The organism is Nostoc sp. (assembly GCF_036917655.1).
In the GTDB taxonomy this organism is placed as follows: domain Bacteria; phylum Cyanobacteriota; class Cyanobacteriia; order Cyanobacteriales; family Nostocaceae; genus Nostoc.
In genome coordinates, this window is record NZ_JBALCY010000074.1 from 145,728 (window position 1) to 165,256 (window position 19,529).

General features: G+C 41.9%; 18 protein-coding genes. 7 read left to right on the forward strand and 11 right to left on the reverse strand.

From position 1 onward, the window contains the following. Window positions 1-160 precede the first annotated feature (160 nt). On the forward strand, window positions 161-4,750 hold the full coding sequence (locus V7K30_RS27705) for a DEAD/DEAH box helicase (RefSeq protein WP_335004845.1): 4,590 nt from the start codon (window positions 161-163) through the stop codon (window positions 4,748-4,750). Here V7K30_RS27705 and V7K30_RS27710 read toward each other — a convergent pair. Together V7K30_RS27710 and V7K30_RS27715 are read right to left on the reverse strand one after the other, a co-directional pair. Then, window positions 4,741-6,102, reverse strand: coding sequence for a cytochrome P450 (locus V7K30_RS27710; RefSeq protein WP_335004847.1), 1,362 nt, complete (start codon window positions 6,100-6,102; stop codon window positions 4,741-4,743). The genes V7K30_RS27705 and V7K30_RS27710 overlap by 10 nt on opposite strands. A gap of 76 nt (window positions 6,103-6,178) precedes the next feature. Then, window positions 6,179-7,132, reverse strand: a complete 954-nt coding sequence (locus V7K30_RS27715; protein WP_335004848.1) for a Rieske (2Fe-2S) protein — start codon at window positions 7,130-7,132, stop codon at window positions 6,179-6,181. Between the two features lie 337 nt (window positions 7,133-7,469). Here V7K30_RS27715 and V7K30_RS27720 point away from each other — a divergent pair, with 337 nt between their 5' ends. Then, entirely contained in the window at window positions 7,470-8,126 is a 657-nt protein-coding gene (locus V7K30_RS27720; protein ID WP_335004850.1) for a TetR/AcrR family transcriptional regulator, read from the forward strand. 61 nt (window positions 8,127-8,187) lie between these two features. On the opposite strand, the gene V7K30_RS27725 is transcribed toward V7K30_RS27720, so the two are convergent. Together V7K30_RS27725 and V7K30_RS27730 are read right to left on the reverse strand one after the other, a co-directional pair. Next, a complete protein-coding gene (locus tag V7K30_RS27725) occupies window positions 8,188-8,382 on the reverse strand; it encodes a hypothetical protein (protein WP_335004852.1) in 195 nt (64 codons plus the stop codon). 2 nt (window positions 8,383-8,384) lie between these two features. Next, the gene (locus V7K30_RS27730; RefSeq protein ID WP_335004854.1) at window positions 8,385-8,516 is read right to left on the reverse strand and encodes a hypothetical protein; all 132 of its coding nucleotides are present in this window, start codon (window positions 8,514-8,516) and stop codon (window positions 8,385-8,387) included. Between the two features lie 225 nt (window positions 8,517-8,741). Here V7K30_RS27730 and V7K30_RS27735 point away from each other — a divergent pair, with 225 nt between their 5' ends. From V7K30_RS27735 to V7K30_RS27755, 5 genes are all read left to right on the forward strand, one after another. Continuing rightward, window positions 8,742-8,960 carry a DUF4160 domain-containing protein gene (locus tag V7K30_RS27735; protein WP_335004856.1) on the forward strand — a complete coding sequence of 73 codons (219 nt, stop codon included), beginning with the start codon at window positions 8,742-8,744 and terminating at the stop codon, window positions 8,958-8,960. After that, window positions 8,953-9,408, forward strand: a complete 456-nt coding sequence (locus tag V7K30_RS27740) for a DUF2442 domain-containing protein (RefSeq protein WP_335004858.1) — start codon at window positions 8,953-8,955, stop codon at window positions 9,406-9,408. The genes V7K30_RS27735 and V7K30_RS27740 overlap by 8 nt, the downstream gene beginning before the upstream one ends. 456 nt (window positions 9,409-9,864) lie before the next feature. Beyond that, window positions 9,865-10,104 (forward strand): hypothetical protein, encoded by a 240-nt coding sequence (locus tag V7K30_RS27745; RefSeq protein WP_335004860.1) that lies wholly within the window; start codon window positions 9,865-9,867, stop codon window positions 10,102-10,104. Continuing rightward, window positions 10,101-10,490 carry a type II toxin-antitoxin system VapC family toxin gene (locus tag V7K30_RS27750; RefSeq protein WP_335004862.1) on the forward strand — a complete coding sequence of 130 codons (390 nt, stop codon included), beginning with the start codon at window positions 10,101-10,103 and terminating at the stop codon, window positions 10,488-10,490. Before V7K30_RS27745 ends, V7K30_RS27750 begins: the two co-directional genes overlap by 4 nt. A gap of 194 nt (window positions 10,491-10,684) precedes the next feature. After that, window positions 10,685-10,891: a hypothetical protein gene (locus V7K30_RS27755; protein WP_335004864.1), complete on the forward strand. Its 207-nt coding sequence runs from the start codon at window positions 10,685-10,687 to the stop codon at window positions 10,889-10,891. A 203-nt stretch (window positions 10,892-11,094) separates the two neighbouring features. On the opposite strand, the gene V7K30_RS27760 is transcribed toward V7K30_RS27755, so the two are convergent. From V7K30_RS27760 to topA, 7 genes are all read right to left on the reverse strand, one after another. After that, a complete protein-coding gene (locus V7K30_RS27760; RefSeq protein ID WP_335004865.1) occupies window positions 11,095-11,319 on the reverse strand; it encodes a DUF6887 family protein in 225 nt (74 codons plus the stop codon). Window positions 11,320-11,345: 26 nt separating this feature from the next. After that, window positions 11,346-11,507, reverse strand: a complete 162-nt coding sequence (locus V7K30_RS34420; protein ID WP_442941113.1) for a DUF6888 family protein — start codon at window positions 11,505-11,507, stop codon at window positions 11,346-11,348. A gap of 141 nt (window positions 11,508-11,648) precedes the next feature. Next, window positions 11,649-14,402 carry an HD family phosphohydrolase gene (locus tag V7K30_RS27765; RefSeq protein ID WP_335004867.1) on the reverse strand — a complete coding sequence of 918 codons (2,754 nt, stop codon included), beginning with the start codon at window positions 14,400-14,402 and terminating at the stop codon, window positions 11,649-11,651. A gap of 486 nt (window positions 14,403-14,888) precedes the next feature. Next, the gene (locus V7K30_RS27770; protein WP_335004869.1) at window positions 14,889-15,833 is read right to left on the reverse strand and encodes an ADP-ribosylglycohydrolase family protein; all 945 of its coding nucleotides are present in this window, start codon (window positions 15,831-15,833) and stop codon (window positions 14,889-14,891) included. Window positions 15,834-15,975: 142 nt separating this feature from the next. Further along, window positions 15,976-16,440, reverse strand: a complete 465-nt coding sequence (gene aroQ / locus V7K30_RS27775; RefSeq protein WP_335004871.1) for a type II 3-dehydroquinate dehydratase — start codon at window positions 16,438-16,440, stop codon at window positions 15,976-15,978. Between the two features lie 7 nt (window positions 16,441-16,447). After that, on the reverse strand, window positions 16,448-16,588 hold the full coding sequence (locus V7K30_RS27780) for a hypothetical protein (RefSeq protein ID WP_335004873.1): 141 nt from the start codon (window positions 16,586-16,588) through the stop codon (window positions 16,448-16,450). A 258-nt stretch (window positions 16,589-16,846) separates the two neighbouring features. Next, a complete protein-coding gene (gene topA, locus V7K30_RS27785) occupies window positions 16,847-19,495 on the reverse strand; it encodes a type I DNA topoisomerase (RefSeq protein ID WP_335004874.1) in 2,649 nt (882 codons plus the stop codon). Window positions 19,496-19,529: the final 34 nt, after the last annotated feature.

The window sequence follows — 19,529 nt, forward strand, 5'->3', positions numbered from 1 at the left end:
AAACAGAGACAGCATTATAGCTCTTGTTCAATGCTTATGGGCTTATGGCATGATTTTGCTATGCTATTACTCTTTTAGTATTAAATTTTACATATAGTTTAGAATTATCTTATTTCAAGGCTTATATTGTAAATCTGACTAATATTAGAGAGTATATTAAATGAAAGAAAGACAAAAAATCACTAGGTTTGACGGAATATCAAAGTGGTTATCTAACTCAGTTAGTGAATCTGAAGATAAGCGGTACACACATCGTCTGCTCACAGAAGATAAAAGCCAACGAGATATAATTATCAATGAATTAATATTAATCGTTCAAAAAGCCCATGAAGATGCTCGATATCGTCTTCGTAAATTAGCAGGAAATTCTCTCAATCCATTTGGGGATTTTTCAGAAAGCGATCCAAGCTATGGCTATCCTGAACGTCTTAATATTATATCCCGTCAGAGTTATTTTGGAGATATATTTTCAGGAATTATTGCCGAAAATTTTGCTCATTTTGGACAGGATGATTGGGAAGTTCCTGCTTTTCTTTTCCGATTTCATCTAGTTGAGTTTCAACATTTAGAATTTCTAAATCAAACTGAAGAGATTGCAAAAAAGCGCCCTGGACGTACAGGTGATGATTGTCTTGCTTTTTTACGCAACAGCGAAGGAGTAATTATTGCTTCTCTATTTTGTGAAGCTAAATGCACAACTAATCATTACACAATAATGATAGCTGAAGCACACAAAAAGGTAAGTGAACCACATATAAAGCCTGTTGATATCCCACAAATAATTGAGATTTTGGGGGATTACAATGATCCTTATTCATCTGAATGGGTTGATTCTCTAAGAGTTTTATGGCTAGGAAAAGTTGATACAAATTATGAACGCTGCGATTTAATTAGTTATATTTGTGGTAAGCATCCTGTCGAAAATCCCACCTGGATATCTCCCGAAAAACCACACGAACAATATACAGCAGGAAGAAGACTCGAAGCAGTTGAGATTCATCTTCATGAAGTTAAAAATCTTGTTATAACTGTCTATAGTCAGCTAGCAAGTGCAACACCTTCAGTACATATTTCTACCCAGACAGTTCAACAACCAGATGATTCAGAGGTTGCAAAAGCAAACTCTGATGTCATAGTAGAGGGTGAAGTTCTGCAAAATGAGATGACTCAACCAAGTAACGAAGTCATTGCTTTAGCGAAAGAACTACAAAATAGTCTGGCAGGTAGCAGACTAACACCAGCAATTGCAAAACTTTATAGCCAACATACCAGGCTTCGCGCAGGAGGAAAGGGATTAACTGGGTGGCGAGAAGATGAAGCAGGTGAAAGATTAAATGATGCTATGCGCCTTATTGAGACTGCATTTATCGAGCGAGAAGCTGGAGATGCTAACTGGCGTAATGGAATGCTACGGGCTGGTGAGTTATTTGAATGGCTATCTCATCCCCAACTAAACCCGGATATTTTACCAATTCGTTTACTTGCAGCAGCTGTGTATGAACTTGCTGGTTATCCTGCTAGGGCTGCGGGTTTACTCAATGAAGATATAAGTGAGGGAGTAGAGTCAGAAATTCTACGTTCTTTGCTAAAAGCTGATTTTCCTAGTTTATTGCAACGGTTGACAGAATATTGGGCAACAGCAACATCATCAAATTTCCAAAGTGAAACAAGTCTTCTTTGGGATAATACTGATACAGATGCTGACAGATTTAACAAGTTGATTGTTAAAGAAACAGCTAGTTCTTTAGGAATTTTATGTGCAAAAATGCGCTGGGGAAATGAACCAAGATTAGAAAAAGCTATTGAAAAACTTTCTGATATTGCTAAGGTGCTTCTTCATGGACATGATACTTATTCTTGGCTTTTAGGTAAGTTATGTGCTGAAGTTGCCTCTGTATATATAGAAACTTCTCTACGACATCATTTAGAAGCACTTTCTCAGATGATTACCCAAAGTGGTAAAACTTTCTTAGAGCGTTATTTACGCCAAAGTTATCAAAACCGTAAAGCTTTAGCATGGCGTTCTCAAATTTGTGGAATTGAACGACTAGCAACAATAGAATCATTTGCGCTCTGTACCCCTACAGGTTCAGGAAAAACAACAATAGCTGAAATTGCAATTCTGCAAAGCTTGTTCTTGGAAACAACAAATTACAACAATTTTAGTAGCTCGGCTCCTTTAGTAATGTACTTAGTGCCAAGCAGAGCGCTTGCCACAGAAGTTGAATCAAATTTATCTCGTGTTTTAAAGCGTTCTACTAGTAACAATGTAATAGTTACAGGTTTATATGGAGGTACTGACTGGGGCCCAACAGATGTATGGCTGACATCAGAAAAGCCAACAGTTTTAATTTGCACTTATGAAAAAGCAGAAGCTTTGATCAAATTTTTAGGATCTCTATTTATTCGTAGAGTATCGCTTATTGTACTTGATGAAGTCCATGCAGTTCAATTTGATGGTAATAAAAATTCTTTGCAGAAAGCTGAAAATAGATCCTTACGCTTGGAATCTTTAGGTGCAAGACTGTTTACCTATATAGAACAAAATCACAGCCGAATTATTGCGCTATCCGCTGTTGCTTCAGAAACAGAAGTAGCATTAGCAAACTGGATAGAGAATCAAACCAACGCTAGCCCAGCAAAGACGTATTACAGAAGTACACGCCAATTAATAGGGCGGCTTGAATGCTTGCCAGGAAGAAGATTTGAAATACGTTATGACTTACTTGATGGCAGAAAATTAGAATTTCAAGAAGGTGGTCAAGCTGACACACCTTTTATTCCAAATCCTTTTCCGATATATCATCCTGTGCCAAAAGGGAAAAAAGAAGGAGTTGAAAAGAGGTTACGCCCTTATCTTTTCTGGGCAGCTATGCACTTAGCTGCACCAGATGAAAAAGGACAAAGACGTGCTGTTCTTATTTCAGTCACACAGCAGCCTGGCGGTTATGCTGACGACTTTCTGAATTTTTTGAAAATCTGGTCGCAAATAGAAATACCTTCATTTTTTCAAGAACCTATAGAGCCAGAAAAACTTGAGATTTGGCAAAAGTGTTTACGTTCATGTGAAGATTATTTCGGTATTAAATCTCGCGAGTATAAGCTGTTAGAGAAAGGAATCATAGTACATCATGGAAAAATGCCAGGTTTGATGGCTCGATTACTTATCGATGTAATAGATGAAAAAATTTTACATTTAGTTTTAGCAACGTCAACTCTTTCTGAAGGAGTTAATCTTCCTTTTGAAACAGTATTAATTCCAAGTTTAAGACGTGGTACGGGAGAACTAAATATTCGTGAATTTGGTAATTTAGTTGGCCGTTCTGGAAGACCTGGATTTGGCACAGAAGGACGTAGTTTAGTATTACTTAGTAATGCATCAACAGATTGGAGTGACAAAGAAGCACGTAAAAGATACTTATCTTTGATAGGAGAATTAGAGAATCAAACACAGGCAATTAACCCAAATGCAAATCCTCTAAGTCCTCTAGCAGAATTACTGCTACGTTTGGAAGAACAATGGCAGCTAATTTCTAGTTCTAATAGACAGGATAATTTTTTAACCTGGCTGGAAAAAACTGCACCGATTGACTGTGGCAATAATCTTTCTGATGCACAATTATCAGCTATTGAAACTTTAGATTCGCTGGATAGTATTTTACTGTCTGCAATTGTTGAAATTGAACAGCTAGCAGCTAAAGATTTAAGCCCTAATGAATTGGAGGAGCAACTGCAAAAAATTTGGCAACGAAGCTTTGCTCATTACGCCAGCCGTGAACAAGAAAGATTAGAAAATTTATTTATCAGGCGAGGTATGGCACTGAAAACAGAAATTTATAAAGATTTGTCACAGCGTCGGCGCTTGTATCGCACTAGTTTACCACCACGTGATGGAAATCAGCTTTTAGCTCTCTATCCTAGACTTAAAGAACAATTAGCAGTGGGTGGAGATTATGCTATTTGGACAGTAGAAGAACGCTTTAATTATATTCAAAATATAGTTAGTATTTTAACCAGTTTATCGAAGTTTAAACTGGATGACACGTCAGTAAATGTTACTTGGAATGAAATATTACGCTGGTGGCTTGACCCTACTAAAGCAATTAAAAAACCGAAACCGACTCAAATTTCAAAATGGCATTCATATATTAGTAAAAATTTTGGATATAGATTCAACTGGGGCTTAGGAAGTGTTATTGCACTAGCAATAGATGAAGCTTTTGGTGGCGAGTTAGTTGAATCATCCCTCGAAAACTGGTCACAAACTGGGCTACCTTGGATTGTTTTCTGGATGAAAGAACTTATTGTATGGGGAACTTTAGATCCTGTAGCTGCATATTTGCTTGCTAAAGGAGAAGATGTAATAACTCGTAAACAAGCTGAAGAATTAGCACAAACTTACTATCAGTATATTAGCGAAAGAGAAACAGAAGCCAATGAACATCTTAATGCAATGAATATCAAAAATTGGGTAGAGCAATCATTTTCTAATGTTGAACGACATTTACCAACTCCCAAACCTCCTAATCAAATTAACGTCAATCTGCTGAAAGATTTCAGTAAGGCTCCAAGTAAAAATTGGAGAGTAGTACCAGTAGAAATTGGAGATGATATTCAATGGTTTGATTTAGCAGGATTTCCGCTTGCAATTTGCCAAAAGCCTGAAAAGTGGCAGTCTGATTTTCTAAATACTTATGACTTCATACTAGATGCGGAAAATCGATTTGTTTCATCAAAGATTTATGTTTGACTCCTCAAGGGATGCTTTATCACTAAAGGCTCAATATATGCTTGTAGAGTATCTTTAACTTTAGAAGGCTGACGAACTGGAGCGATCGCAGAATAATCCGGTTTTACTGTCCAGTCATAATGGCGAAGCAGTGTGGAAAGCACAATTTTCATTTCCATCTGGGCAAATTCCATGCCTAAACAACTATGCGAACCATAACCAAAACCTACTAGTGCTAAGGGATGTTTCTTATTTTCTTCACGAGGTGGTGCAAAGCGATCGGGGTCGAAGCGATCGGGATCAGTGTACAGTTCTGGTAAGCGGTGAGTCAACATCGGCGAAATAGTCACAAACCAACCGGCTGGGATGCGATAGCCTGCATACTCAATATCCTTGAGGACGCCACGATTATAGGCATACACTGGGGGATACAGCCTTTCTGCTTCTTTTAGCACATTGGTTAACTGTGGAAGTTGTTTGAGATGGGACAGGCTAAGGGGATTATTTCCCACAACTGCTAATTGTTCTTCACGCAGTCGCTCTCGCCACTCTGGGTGATTACCTAATTCAAATATTACCCAAGTCAGCAAGGAGGCTGTCGTCTCATGTCCAGCAAACAGCAGTAGTAATGTTTCGTTGATTATCTGTGTTTCGCTCAACTTGTTACCGTCTTCATCAACAGCCGCTAGCAGCAATCCCAAAACATCTTTTGATTCTTCTAAGTTACCCTGCTCGATACGCTGTGCGATCGCTTGATTCAAGAAAGCCACTAACTTACCCCTAGCATTTTGACCACGACCATATAAAGTAAAAGGGACATTCCATTTGAATATTGCCAGACTGCTATCTATCAGTTGTGTAAACCACTGACTGGTTTGCTCAACTTCGCTCTTGTTTTGACTTCCCAAAAAGAGCCGAGTTGCAACCATCAAGGTAAGCTGGCGGAAACTAGAATTTAAGGGAATCGTTTCCTGTCCCCAATCTTTGAGGAAGTCTTGCACAATATTTTGAATCGTGTCGAAGTATGTCGCGATCGCTTTTCCGTGAAATGCTGGATACATCAAGCGACGAGTTAGCCGATGTTCTTCCCCGTCTTGTAATAAAATATTGTTGCCAAATGTTGGTTCTAGGAAATACCACCCCATCCGCGACGACATATTTTCCGCTTGTTCCACCAGCACCAGCCGATTAGCATCAGGGCCAATTAAATAAGCACGTTTACGTCCCATGACGCTTGTTTTAAAAACTGAACCATGCTGCTGGAATCGTCGCCATATATACAGTTCTAAATCCCGGAATATTTCTAAAGTCTCCCCCAAGATGGGCAAGCCATAGCTACCAGGCATTGACTCGGCGGATTTTAGTTGCCGCATATTTAACTACCTCCAACAGGAATTAGCTACAGTATCTACTTAATTGTAAAGCGCAGTTAGGCTTTGTTAATCCAAATTACCAATCGCGGTACAGTTTTTCTGCGTAGAACATAATCTCTTCATTTGGCAATCTAATTTTTGATTTTTGCCGAGGATACAAACTTTCAACTGCACCTGTATCCTGTTGAATGACTGTGGCTGCTACTTGTAAAACTGAATTTTTAAACATAAATTTCATTAAAGGATTCACGACTTTGGCATACATCAAAATAAACGTCTTGGTGATTTTTTCTGTTTCAGGGTAGAGAATATGAATTTGAGCAATATCACCAATCGGTGTTTTAGCAAAAAAAGCTGTAGTTGAAGGAAAAGCGTATTCGAGTGTGTTACTGAGATTTTTGGGAAAAATGCCTAAAACGGGGTTTTTGAGAATTTCCCCTAGTGTATTATCATCTCTCCTCAAATCTTGTTTGACTGTGGCATAGTATCCTTTCTCTTCAAAAGAACTGACATGGCAATATGTAATTTTAAATAGTTCTTTATGAGTCCCATTTTGGTGGTTATAGTCATAGTTAACCATCAGGTTACTCAAAAATTCACCCTGAATACTTTTGTCTCCAGTTACTCCGATGAATTGGTATTCATCGACAATTCTGCGATGCAAATCTGGGATGGGTAATCTTGGTTCAAATCCAGCATACGTCCAAATACAATCATTGCTAATAATTAGCTCTAATGGTTTGGTAATTGGCTGAGTGTCCTTTTTTTCTTTTTCCTGTAGTCTGCCTTGTCCATCAAATTCTAGTGCATGAAAAGGGCAAGTAATAGTATCTCTCTCTTGACAAATCCAACCGTTTGATAATGGTGCTTGCATGTGTGGACAGATGTTATCAAGGGCAAACACTTCACCTTTTTGGTTTTGCCAAATGACATAATCCTGTCCGTTTAAAGTTATTTTATTGGGTTGATTCAATCCTAATGTAGATTTGTGCGCGATTAACCAAGGCGCACCTGGTAAAATTGGTTCCATTTTTCCTCCGAAATATTGAGAAGTTATTTGTTGAAAGTTCGCTAGATGTGTTAGCAAAATGTCACGAAATCTTGAAATTTAAAAGTTGTAGATAAGCTGGTGTCGCCTGTCCTACATTGCTCTTTTGAATGTCAATTGGGATAATTAAAGTCTTGTCTGCAATGGACGAACTAATACTACCGGGCATTTGCTCGGCTAACTTTGGTTACTGCATTGCTGAATTATGCGATTAACTAACTAATTTTTTAGTTAGTATAAATGTAATAAATTTCATCTTCTATGTCAACTACTAACCAATTTTTTAGTTAATATATTTTGGTTATGATGATGGAGCAACGTGAGTCGTTCAACGCAGTCAAAATTTTCATCTAAAAAGCCGCGTCAGGTGCGCGATGCAGAGGCGACGAAAAAGCAGATTCTCGATGCGGCGGAAGCGGAGTTTTCTAGAAATGGACTCAGTGGAGCGCGGACAGAGGCGATCGCTAGAGGTGCAGGTGTTACCACAGCAATGATTTACTACTACTTCCAGAGCAAGGAAGGACTATATCAAGCTGTTCTGCAACGTCCGGCGGTGGAGATGCACGAAGGGTTTGGGCAGCTAAATTTGGATCAGTTCCCACCAGGGGAAGCTTTGAAGTTGCTTATCAAGGAAGCGATCGCGTATGAAGCTGCTCACCCGCACCGGGGGATGCTTTGGTTTCAAGAAGCAAACCAAAATCAGGGAAAGTATTTCAAACAGGGGAATTGGCAAGAAAATTTTAGCTATCTCATCAAGATTTTAGAGCGGGGGATGGCGGAAGGTTGTTTCCGTCAACTCGATCCATTTCTCACCACCCTGCATATTATTGGGGTTTGTAATTTATACTTCAACGCTTACGAAAACATCAAACATACTAGACCCGATTTGCAACTGCTGAGTCCAGAAATGATTGAGCAGCATACTCAAGCAGCAGTTAATTTTATTTTGGCTGGTGTGCGACGGACTGGGGATTAGGGATTTATTGGGAAACTGCGATCGCGGTTTGTAGCATTTCAGCGTCGTGCAAGAAAGGTTTTTAAGGAGTTGTCTTAATGTTTAACTGGCTATACTGCTGAATCAGGTTCTGACATCTCCTCCCGGCCTCTACTGCTTTTTTCATCAATGCTTTACCTTGAGTAAAGTTTTTAGCAGCAAAGGCAGTCAGTGCTTCTTGGCTTAGTTGGGCAGCTTGTTGTGATTCAAGTCTAATTTGGGATTGTAGGTCACTCATGTTTATTCCTCATTCTCTGCAATCACTGTTTCCAAGTTTTCTGCTACCTGGTAAAGCCTATCTGCTTGGCTAGTAAGCAGGCTAGCATCATTATAATTTCCCTCTGCAACGGCGTTGTCTGCTTCTGTATACAACTGACCAATAATTTGCTGGAGAGATAAGTAGGCGTGTACTAATGCATCAGTGGTTTTACTTTCTATTCTAATTACCTCTAGTTAAAATCTAACCCTTTGTATTGTTAATATTACTCCTTGGTGTTACCTAGAAGAAACTTGAGTGTCACTTGATAAACCCAAGCGCTTAGGTTATATCTTATAAATTAAGATATCAAATGCCAACAATCTTAAGAAAAGGCGGTTTTGAGGTTCGTATCTACTCTTAACGATCATATTCCTGCTGATCTCCATGTTTTTAAGAGGGGCGGAGAAGCAAAAATCAATATAGGAGATGAAAACCTAGCTCCAGAGTGGGTTTGGGTATCCCCAGGAATGAGTGATAAAGATGCAGTGAAAGCTTTACAGTTAGTCGTGGATCACCAATTGGAACTACTAAAAAAGTGGCGAGAATATCATGGTTAAAAAAATTGCGGCTACAGAAGAATTAAAAGAAAAGCTAGCCAATGCGAGAGCAAAGTCAGATGCGATCGCCACATCTGAACCAGGGGCTACTCGTGCTTTTTATGACGCTTATTTAGGAATGATTATAGTTTTCTTGTCCAACAAATGTATGTTTGGGTTCCCTTCAGAGGTAGGACAAGGACTGGCGGGTGCTTCGGTCAAGGACTTAGCAGAAATAGAGGTAACACCTTCGGGTGAAGGATTACACTGGAAAACTCTTGATGTAGATTTGAGTATTCCTGCTTTGATGAACGGAATATTTGGAACCGAAAAATGGATGGCTGAACTTGCCAGAAAGGGTGGAAGTTCCACTTCTTTGGCAAAATCTGATGCGTCTCGACTGAATGGGACAAAGCGCGGTCGTCCCCGAAAAGAAATTGTAATGGCTACTGATGAAGATGAAGCTTGACTTACTAAAACTAAATCTGGCGATCGCTTACGAATGGTAAAACTCTTACACAAAAAAGAGCAACGGGGACATTAAGCGATCGCAGGTTGGGGTGTAGAGTCAGCCAAATTTAAAAAAGCCTTGAGATTATCGGTAGTCGAAGCAGTAGATGCAATCGAGTGCGAGAAAGGTATTTGTAAAAATACCGATTCTAAAGGTTAATTTTGTGTTAAATGACTGAAATTAATCATACCACACAATATTTATGCAAGAGTTCTTTTATTGAGCAGCATACTCAAGCAGCAGTTAATTTTATTTTGGCTGGCGTGCGACGTAGTGAGGATTAGGGATTGAATATCGGGAAATGCGTAGGCGTAGCCCAACCTAGGCATCGCGTGCCAAAGCGTCATAATAAAAAAACTAGAGAAAGTAACTAACTTTCTTTTTCTCTCTCCATTAAAAAATAGGAGTAGCAAGATGAATGCTCATAAAGTAGAAGCTGTTTTAACTGAAGATGGAACTTTAATACTGCGGGGCTTACCTTTTCATGCAGGGGATGCCGTGGAGGTAATTATTCTCGAAGCTAAAACTCCACAGCCTCAAGAAGTACCACCTAGCCAGTTAGAAACCAATCTTTATCCAATGCGCGGGAAACTACTCCGTTATGATGACCCAACAGAACCCGTCGCTTTGTCAGATTGGGAAGTTTTGCAATGATTATACTTGATACACATATATGGGTTTGGTGGGTTGACGATAACGAGCGGTTAACTAAAAAACATCGGGAATATATAGAAGAATATCAATATCAGGGTTTAGGAGTAAGTATTGTTTCTTGTTGGGAGGTCGCCAAATTAGTCGAGAAAAATAGACTGGTTTTTTCTTGTTCAGTTAATCAATGGCTGGAAACAGCTTTGGCTTATCCCGGAATACAGCTATTAAATTTGACGCTGCCAATAGTGGTTGATTCAACTCAATTAAGCGGCTTTCATAGCGACCCTTTTGACCAAATTATTGTAGCTACAGCTATAAATTATGGGTGTCCTTTGTTAACTGTTGACGCGAAAATCATTAACTATTCTGGTGTGGTAACGCTTTCATAAATACTTCTACCTTGCACTGGCTATTGATGAAGATGAAGCTTAACTTACTAAAAGGGCATTGAGTTCAACTAATTTGCCCCCTAGCGATATATTCGCTATTTCTTCTCGAGTTAACGAAAAGTAGAGTAAGAATACTGTTGAATATCAAACCTAGTGCTAGATACAATTAGTACGTTAACATCAAGGTATTACTAATGAGTAATAATAATGACAAGAATCCAGCAGAAGCAGCAGGTTATGCAGCAGCAGGCGCAGCAGCAGGCGCAGGTATTGCAGCGACAGTAGGAGGCATGGGTTTAGCCGTAGGTGGTACAGCCGTAGCTATTGGTGCTGCTCCTGTTATAGCCGCAGGTGCAGTTGTAGGACTAGCAGCTTATGGGTTGAAAAAAATCTTCGGTTAGTAAGTATTGAAAAGTAGTTAAAAGTAAAAGCGCCCAGAGTCCTCTGGGCGCTTTTGTTTTTGCTATTGTATACAAGATTATCAACAGATATGCGACGCCGAATAGCCCGTCGTAGACATCGCAATTGGGGGAGATTAAGCCACACCTCGCAACACTTTTGCTTAGTTGTATTTTTTTCTCCACTGTCTGCTGCACCAAGATTGTTAGACCGCCGTCTCACCATTATTGCCTGCTGCTTGCATCTGTTTTAGAATTGCTGCTTGGATTTTGGCATCAAAGTCGGGATCATCTACAGTTGTGATCATATCGCGGGGGCGATCGCCAAGTCTATCGAGATATGCTCGAAGAGCTATTTTGTCCTCACGATGTAGGAGAAAATATTGCCTCAATTCCCCATCAGACATAGTTGCATAATTGACTTGACTCATTAGAACACCTCTCCATCCGGCGTAATTTAGAACTCAAGATTCTCAGTGCTTCCAGCCAAAACATAAAGATTGCTAGTTCGATCATCTATGCATACAAGATGTATGGGCTGAAGCGTAATAAATATAATGTGAGTTCGATGAACCTCTCCCTCCCAACCTCCCTCTGGGAAACGGAAAGGGAGGAGCAATGAAAGAATTAGGCTTTTGGCTCCCCTTTCCGCGTCGGAGAGGGGCTGGGGGAGAGGTCAAAAAAGATTTGTCGAACTCACGTTAATATACGTTAGGCAGTAGCTAAGACGATATAGACCTCTATTTTGGAAATCTTTAAATTAAAAATTCCGCGCAGCACCACTAGCCTTCAACTTCGGATAAGCAATCCGTTTGTGATGAAATTGCTGCCAAACATCCACAAATATCTGGGCAACTTGTGACATTTCTTCTCGTGTTAGTCCTGAATCTACGAGTTGATTGTCTTGCCATTTGGCACGCAGAATATTATTCAGCATTGTTAAAGCTTGTTCAGTCGAGACATCTTTGAGCGATCGCTTCTCTCCCACATGCTTTGCCGATGCTTGCAGCGATCGCAGTGCTGCTTCACAAGAATCTGCTAACATGACAATTCCGGTTTCCCGTGATTGGGGAATCGGGCCATCGTAGCGAAAATCTGCATCGTCTACCGTTAAACTTGGATCTGACTGAGCCATTTGCTGCGCTTGGTGATGGAAATAGGCAATCAGCATCGTTCCTTGATGCTCTGGAATAAAATCTTGAATCGCCGTGGGCAAAAGGTGTTTACGCGCCATCACCAACCCTTCAGTTACGTGCTTTTTAATAATTTCTGCACTCTTCCAAGGGTCTTTAATCTCAGTATCATGTTTATTCGCCCCCCCCATTTGATTTTCAATAAAGCCAAGGGGGTCGTGCATTTTGCCAATATCGTGATATAATGTTCCAGCCCTGACTAGTTCAACATTGCATCCTAGTTCTTTGGCAGCAGCTTCGGCAAGGGTAGCCACAAGCAGCGTATGTTGAAAAGTTCCCGGAGTTTCGGTAGCGAGTCGTTTTAATAAGGGGCGGTTAGGGTTTGCCAGCTCTGCTAGGCGGATGGGAGTAACTAAATCAAAAAGTTTTTCCAAATAAGGACTCAAGCCTAAAGCTACAACACTCCAGCCTAAGCCGGATAAAGCAAACAATCCGGCTTCTCGGAGAACTATATACCAGGTTGAACCAAATGCTTGACCAATTAAGATTTTAACAACCAGATAAATGCCGCCTTGAGTTAAGGCGATCGCAACACCTAATAATGCTAATTCTTCACGCGATCGCAGTCGTTGGGCTATGTAACTACCTAATATTCCTCCCCCGGCACCAGCTAAAAGCGCAGCCTTGCTCATATCCAAGCTAATTCCTAATATCGGCAACAAAAGGCCGACAACTGTCAACCCCAAAGTGGGCCCGTAGAAGCTACCCAACAATAAACCAAGGGCACTCCAGGTGGTATAAGGCAATCCCATCGCGATCGCTCCTGGCACACTCAGAGTCAGCAGTAACACCAACAGGCGATCGCGTTGTCGCAATTCGCAATCGAGATGCCGTTCTATCCAGACAAAAATCCCAATGGCGATCGCAATAATGCCTGCTAACTTCACCAACTCCTGCCACTTTACCTCCCGACGAATCAGGTGATAATGCTCCAGCACCTCAAAGTTCCACGCAGTAATCTGCTCTCCTTTTTTGACTATCACCTCACCATGCCGTATCTTCACCATCACGGGTAGCACACCAGCAGCAGCCTTTTGAGCATTTTCTCTGGTTTGTTCTTCATCTTTTTGCAGATTTGGCTTGAGTACAGCTAACAACAGGTTCTTTGCCAAAGGTTCGGCAGATTCTGGTACAAAGGTCTGCAATTGTAAACTCACCGCATCCTGTAAAATATTTTTTGGCAGTCCCTGTGGGATGCCTTGGGTGAGAATCCGCTCTGTACTCTGATGGATTCCCATTTGTGTTTTTTCCCACTCCACATCTGACAAATCTAAAAGGAGAGATGCCTCATATACTGCTTCTGGGGTAGCAGTTTTTAACTGTAAAAGTTTGGCAATGGCTTGGGTGTATTTTTGGCGTGTTTGGGAAATTTGGGCAATCAGTAAGGACAAGTTTTTCTCAGAAGTTGTGACACGGTAAGATTCTAGTTCTGCTTCTGCTTGAGTAAAGTCAGTGTTTTGAGAAAAATCAACTGGCTCTGTCTTCTCTGGCTTTAGTTGTGGACTTTGGGAATCAGATTTGGATGGTGTTGTGCGTGGCTGACGTTCCTGATTGGGTGCAGCTATAGATGATGAACGGGATGAGGCGGCGGTTCGTCCTGTTTCTTTCTTCTGCTGTTTTTTACTATTTTCTATAGCCAATAGCAATGCTTGCCATTCCGAGTCAGGACAAGAGCGGAGGTAACGCTGGGTAGAAATGGACAAAACTACAGGATCAAAAAAAGGAAAAGCTCCAGCAACAGTGCGTATTTTGTTGCCATCATCCAGAAGTTGTTGCAAATTTTCGTTGATTTGTTCGTTCATTCGCGCATCAACCATCAACATTTGTAAGGAGCTTTTACTGACGGCTTTGCGCTCGGCTTCTGTTTTTTTCTGATCTTCGATGCTAGCTGTGTAAGGGGCTGTAATTGTCTGGGGCGCGGGATTTCCTACTTGGATTTGAGTTTGGTTGTATAATTTATGGCCAATAATGCCTGTGAGGGACACTACAGCGATCGCTAAAATTACCGAGGAACGCTGTTCATGTACCCAATCTAAACCGACTGCATAAATACTACTCTTAGTTTTGACCGATTTTACCTTTGACTTGAGCGCTCTTTCTTGTTTTCGGCGATGCTTACGGCGGGCTACGCCTACGCTTTTTTCATTGGTTTTTGATAAAAACAGAAGTACATTCTTGAGCATAGTCCTTAGAAGTTCTCTTCTATGGCTTTTACCTTTGGGACTTCTGATTAACTTTCCCTTACGGCGTAGTCCTTTATACTGTCGCCGCCAGTGAGTCAATTGCTGGGTCAAGAACTGCAAAAATTGCTGCATTTTCATTATCTCTGCCTGCAATTGCCGACTTTGATAGCTCAAAAAAGGACAATCATCAGGGAAGTTTAATCTGCGGCTGCTGCAACTACGGTGGCGGGGGCTTTTTTATTGCCGATTTGCCACAATAGCTACCTACAGCATCAGTCCGAGGGTTTGCTGAAAAATTCTAGTATCCGAGACTAGTACACTGTGACGGAAGTTTGCCTAAGTAAGTGGGCGTGAATAATTAAAGGTTTGTGGTAAGTGACTCCAGACCTATTTTAAAGGCTGAAGCCCTTACTACGAGGTAATTTAATTAACTTTACATTGCGTAACATAGTTTGATTTATTCTTGCCCACTTATTTACCTTTAACAAGAACCTTAAGCCCCAAATCTTGTTTGAGATGGTAGCTGGATTTTTGCCAAGCTGTATTAGTAAGTTTTGTAGTTTTTGGCTAGATTGTGTAGTCTTCAGCGTTTGGCACCTGCACCGTTGTTCAGTGAAAATAGGATTAACGCCACCGAATAACGCGAGGAGCTGCGTAAACTGAAAGCAAATCCACCTCAGATCCCTCCTCTGTTAACTCCCTTGGATGCAGGGCAAGATTATACACTCCTGACCACACCGCCACAAATGCATCGGTTAATTTTAACATTTGGGAAAAGCTAGTTAATCCCCATACTGGAGAATTCTTCTGCAAGAGTAAGACTTGCCAATTTACGGGAATTCCACCTGTACCGTTATATGCTCCTGATAAAGCACCAGTAATTGCACCTGTAGCCTGTGAGCATAGAGGCGTAGCATCTTCCACTTTAAAATTGCCATTGTGAGTAGCCTGTAAAACTGCAAGGCGAAAATCTTCTAAGGTACTCAAAAAGCAGTAAAATGCCATAGCAATAGTGTTACTGAGTTTTTCTTCCCTAGCAAACTCAGCTTGCGCCCTTGACAATCCAGCCCCTTGCTCTAATAAATTCTGGACTCTTAATAAATTTTTTGGTATTGATGTCGGTGTTTCTCCGAGAAAAGAAATTGTTTGCGGGATGAGGGTTAGGGGGTCGAGTTTTTCAGTTAGGGCAAGAGATATCGCATATCCAACTGCTAATGTTCCATCCCGTACTAATAGGTCATCCTCCCAGATTTTGAGGACATGCAGCAAGTTTTGTCGCAGCTTAATTGGATTTTCGTGAAAAAAAAGTGCTACTGGTAGTGTGGCAATAATTATTTTGATCGATATGTCATCAGTTGCTACTAAATGAAGAGATTCTTGTTGCTGACGCCCTATCCAATCATCTAAATCTAATCTACCTAACGCAATCAAACTCTCAGTACCCAAAACCGCCATTCTGCCCAAATCCAGGTAACTCTGAGACTGTATTTCACCACCAGAGGCTAAATTTTCCCCCAGGAATGCTCCAATTAAAGTACCTTTAAACCGACTTATAGGAGAGTAACGCATGAATTATATAGTTAAAAGTGAGGAGTGAGGAGTTAATTAAAGATTGCTAATTCCTAACTTTACTACCAACTACCAATTCCTAATTCCTAATTCCTAATTCCTAATTCCTAACTCCTAACTCCTAACTCCTAACTCCTAACTCCTAACTCCTAACTCTTAAATGATTCACCAAAGCTTGTAAGCCCAACAAGTAACTTTGTCCGCCAAAACCACTTATTTGCCCGATCGCTACCGGAGCAATGTACGAATGATGGCGAAAATCTTCCCGGCGGTAAATATTACTCAGATGTACTTCTACTGTGGGCAGGTTAACAGCCGCGATCGCATCTCGCAATGCCACACTTGTGTGGGTATATGCTCCTGCATTAATCAAAATTCCCTGATGTTGTCCTAATGCGCCATGAATAGTATCTACCAAAATTCCTTCATGATTTGACTGCAAAGGAAAAATTTTCGCCTGTAACTTGAATCCTTCTTCTTCTAACAGGCGGTTAATTTCAGCTAGTGTCAACGAACCATAAATTCCTGGTTCTCGCTGTCCTAGCAAATTTAAGTTTGGCCCATGCAGTGCCAGAATGCTTAAGGGTTGCAACGTCGAGTTCAGCATTTCGGGGCTAGTGGCGACGGCGCGAGCGATCGTTCACAGGAATCGGAATCAGTTCCGGTTCCGCTTGTGCGTCTGGCCCTAACAGGCTCTCAATTAGCCTCCGCGCTAATTCCTTAAGCTTTTCCAGCACCTTTTCTATATAGTCCATGAACTGACCGCTCCTGAGATACTACCTCAATTTTTGATTAACAGGTACGCAGAAAATGGCATATTTTGGCACCTCTGAGTTCCAACCGGGCACAGACACAATCCCGTATTTGGGACATAAGCCACTTCTCAAATTTGGCGTTGTGTTCTCCCTTACTTTTTAGAGTATCACACTTGCAACCTACCGAACTGCATCCTATCAAGGATGAATATCAGGGGTCAAGAGCTAAGGATCGGACTTTGGACTCTTGACTTGCAATTAACCTTCTGTTACCTTTTTTTTCGCCGCGGTTGTTGACTTAGCAGTTGACTTAGATTTGGAACTCGTTGATTTAGTCGTTTTGCGAGTCGATTTCGCTGTCGATGCTTTAGCTGTCAATAAGTTCAGCGCCTCAGCTAGGGTTATATCTTCTACAGTTTGACCTTCTGGGATACTCACATTAGTTTTGCCATGTTTAATGTAAGGGCCATAGGGGCCATCGTAGATGTTAATTGTTTCTCCGTCTTCTGGATGTGTACCCAATTCGCGTAAGGCTGCCTTAGACTTGCTGTTGGTAGAACTGCGTCCCTTTTTTGGCTCGGACAATAATTCCAATGCACGTTCTAGGGTAATTGTCAATACATTATCAGCAGCTTTCAGGGAACGGTAGTCTTTCCCTTCCTTACCCTGGTCATGAACAACATAAGGGCCAAAGCGCCCCAAACTTGCTTGGATTTTGCCGCCAGTGACTGGATGAACTCCCAATGTCCGGGGTAGTGCCAATAGACCAACAGCCATTTCCAGGGTAACGGTTTCTGGGGTGACACCCTTGAGTAGGGAGGCTTGTTTAGGTTTGGGATTTTCGTCGGTTTTGTCACCTAATTGGACATAAGGCCCATAAGCACCAATTTTCACATAAATCGGTTCGCCAGTTTCGGGATGCCGGCCTACCTGGTCAGGGCCTGTGATTTTTTGTCGCAGCAATACTTCTACTTGCTTGGGGTCGAGGTCGGCTGGTGTTAGGTCTTTGGGAATTGAGGCAGTGATAACCCCCTCACCATTTTCGACTTCAATATAGGGGCCATATTTACCAATTCGGACTTTGGCATCTAGATTCTCTAGTTCTACAGTCCTAGCTTTGGTGGCATCAATTTGACTTTCCCGTTCTTTTACGAGGGTTTCCAGCCCTTTTTCTCCGAGATAGAATTGTTGCAAGTATGGTAGCCATTTCGCTTCACCTGTGGCAATGTCATCGAGGGTTTGCTCCATCTTCGAGGTAAAACTGGGATCAACGATGTCTGGGAAATGTTTTTCCAGTAAATCGGTGACGGCGAAAGCGGTGAAGGTGGGGATAAGAGCGTTACTCACCAAATGGGCATAACCTTTGTCGATGATGGTGCCAATGATACTAGCGTAGGTACTGGGACGACCAATACCTTCGCTTTCTAAGGTTTTTACCAAAGTCGCTTCAGTGTATCTAGCTGGCGGTTGAGTTTCATGACCAACTGCTTCCAGTTCTGTACAATTCGGATGATCTCCGACTTTCAGATTGGGCAAAATTACTTCCTGGTCTTCCAGTGCTGCTTCCGGGTCATCTGAACCTTCGACGTAGGCACGTAAATATCCTGGAAATTCAATCCGTTTGCCAGAAGAACGGAATCCAGCATCCTCAACTTGCAATTGCACGGTAATTTGAGTTTGGCGGGAATCAGCCATTTGACAGGCGACAGTCCGCTTCCAAATCAAATCGTAAACGGCAAGTTCTCGACCGCCCAAAGCCGTTTCTTGGGGGGTGCGGAAACTGCTACCTGCTGGACGAATTGCTTCGTGCGCCTCTTGTGCGCCTTTGGATTTGGTGGTGTATTGCCGAGGTTGGGGACTGAGGTATTGTTTACCGTAGAGCTTTTCTACACAACTTCGAGCTGCTGCGATCGCTTGATCTGACAAATGCACCGAATCTGTCCGCATATAGGTAATATACCCTTGTTCGTACAAATTCTGGGCAACCCGCATCGTATCGCGGGCTGAGAGGCGCAGTTTCCGGTTAGATTCTTGTTGCAGCGTCGAAGTGGTGAACGGTGGCGACGGCTTGCGCGTCACAGGGCGTTCTTCCATCTCGGTAACACTCCAAGTTTTCCCAGTCAGGCGTTCCTTGAGGGCGATCGCTTGGTCAACGTTTAGCAACAAGACATTGCGACCTGCGGTAATTTGTCCAGTCGTTGCATCAAAATCGCTGCCGTTAGCTATTTTGCTTCCTGCCAATGTTACCAACTGGGCAGCAAAGGGGGTTTTTTCCTTTGACAAACTGGCTTTCAAATCCCAGTACGTACCCTCATGGAAAGCGCGGCGTTGGCGTTCCCTAGTGACTAAAAGTCGTACGGCTACAGATTGCACCCGCCCAGCAGATAATCCCCAGGCGATTTTTTTCCATAGCAGGGGAGACAGGGTATAGCCCACGAGTCGATCTAAAATCCGCCGCGTTTCTTGGGCGCGAACCAACTGCTCATCGATATTGCGGCAGTTTTTCAGAGCTTTTTTGATCGCCTCTTGGGTAATTTCGTGAAACACCATCCGCTTAGTCGGAACTTTCGGCTTCAGCAATTGGTATAAATGCCAACTAATGCTTTCACCTTCCCGGTCTTCGTCCGTTGCCAGAATCAGTTCATCTACATCTTTGAGGGCTTCTTTAAGCTGGGTGACAATTTTCTTTTTGTCTTTCGGGACAACATATACCGGTTCAAAGTCGGCGTCCACATTTACCCCTAGCTGCGCCCATGTTTCCCCTTTGATAGCGGCGGGAATTTCACTAGCCGACTGGGGTAGGTCACGCACATGACCCATAGACGCCTCCACCCGATAGCCTGCTGGCAGGTAGTTGCGAATGGTACGAGCTTTGGTTGGAGATTCGACGATGACGAGAGTTGACATGGAAATTTCAATAAAAAGAATAGCTACTAAGCTA

What these genes read in the sequence shown, in the direction of transcription:
- V7K30_RS27725 (WP_335004852.1), bottom strand. Translation starts at nt 8,382, where the DNA reads ATGAGTGACCTACAATCCCAAATTAGACTTGAATCACAACAAGCTGCC.
- V7K30_RS27705 (WP_335004845.1), top strand. Translation starts at nt 161, where the DNA reads ATGAAAGAAAGACAAAAAATCACTAGGTTTGACGGAATATCAAAGTGG.
- V7K30_RS27770 (WP_335004869.1), bottom strand. Translation starts at nt 15,833, where the DNA reads ATGCGTTACTCTCCTATAAGTCGGTTTAAAGGTACTTTAATTGGAGCA.
- topA (WP_335004874.1), bottom strand. Translation starts at nt 19,495, where the DNA reads ATGTCAACTCTCGTCATCGTCGAATCTCCAACCAAAGCTCGTACCATT.
- V7K30_RS27750 (WP_335004862.1), top strand. Translation starts at nt 10,101, where the DNA reads ATGATTATACTTGATACACATATATGGGTTTGGTGGGTTGACGATAAC.
- V7K30_RS27745 (WP_335004860.1), top strand. Translation starts at nt 9,865, where the DNA reads ATGAATGCTCATAAAGTAGAAGCTGTTTTAACTGAAGATGGAACTTTA.
- V7K30_RS27710 (WP_335004847.1), bottom strand. Translation starts at nt 6,102, where the DNA reads ATGCGGCAACTAAAATCCGCCGAGTCAATGCCTGGTAGCTATGGCTTG.
- V7K30_RS27780 (WP_335004873.1), bottom strand. Translation starts at nt 16,588, where the DNA reads ATGGACTATATAGAAAAGGTGCTGGAAAAGCTTAAGGAATTAGCGCGG.
- V7K30_RS27740 (WP_335004858.1), top strand. Translation starts at nt 8,953, where the DNA reads ATGGTTAAAAAAATTGCGGCTACAGAAGAATTAAAAGAAAAGCTAGCC.
- V7K30_RS27760 (WP_335004865.1), bottom strand. Translation starts at nt 11,319, where the DNA reads ATGAGTCAAGTCAATTATGCAACTATGTCTGATGGGGAATTGAGGCAA.
- V7K30_RS27715 (WP_335004848.1), bottom strand. Translation starts at nt 7,132, where the DNA reads ATGGAACCAATTTTACCAGGTGCGCCTTGGTTAATCGCGCACAAATCT.
- V7K30_RS27765 (WP_335004867.1), bottom strand. Translation starts at nt 14,402, where the DNA reads ATGAAAATGCAGCAATTTTTGCAGTTCTTGACCCAGCAATTGACTCAC.
- V7K30_RS27755 (WP_335004864.1), top strand. Translation starts at nt 10,685, where the DNA reads ATGAGTAATAATAATGACAAGAATCCAGCAGAAGCAGCAGGTTATGCA.
- aroQ (WP_335004871.1), bottom strand. Translation starts at nt 16,440, where the DNA reads ATGCTGAACTCGACGTTGCAACCCTTAAGCATTCTGGCACTGCATGGG.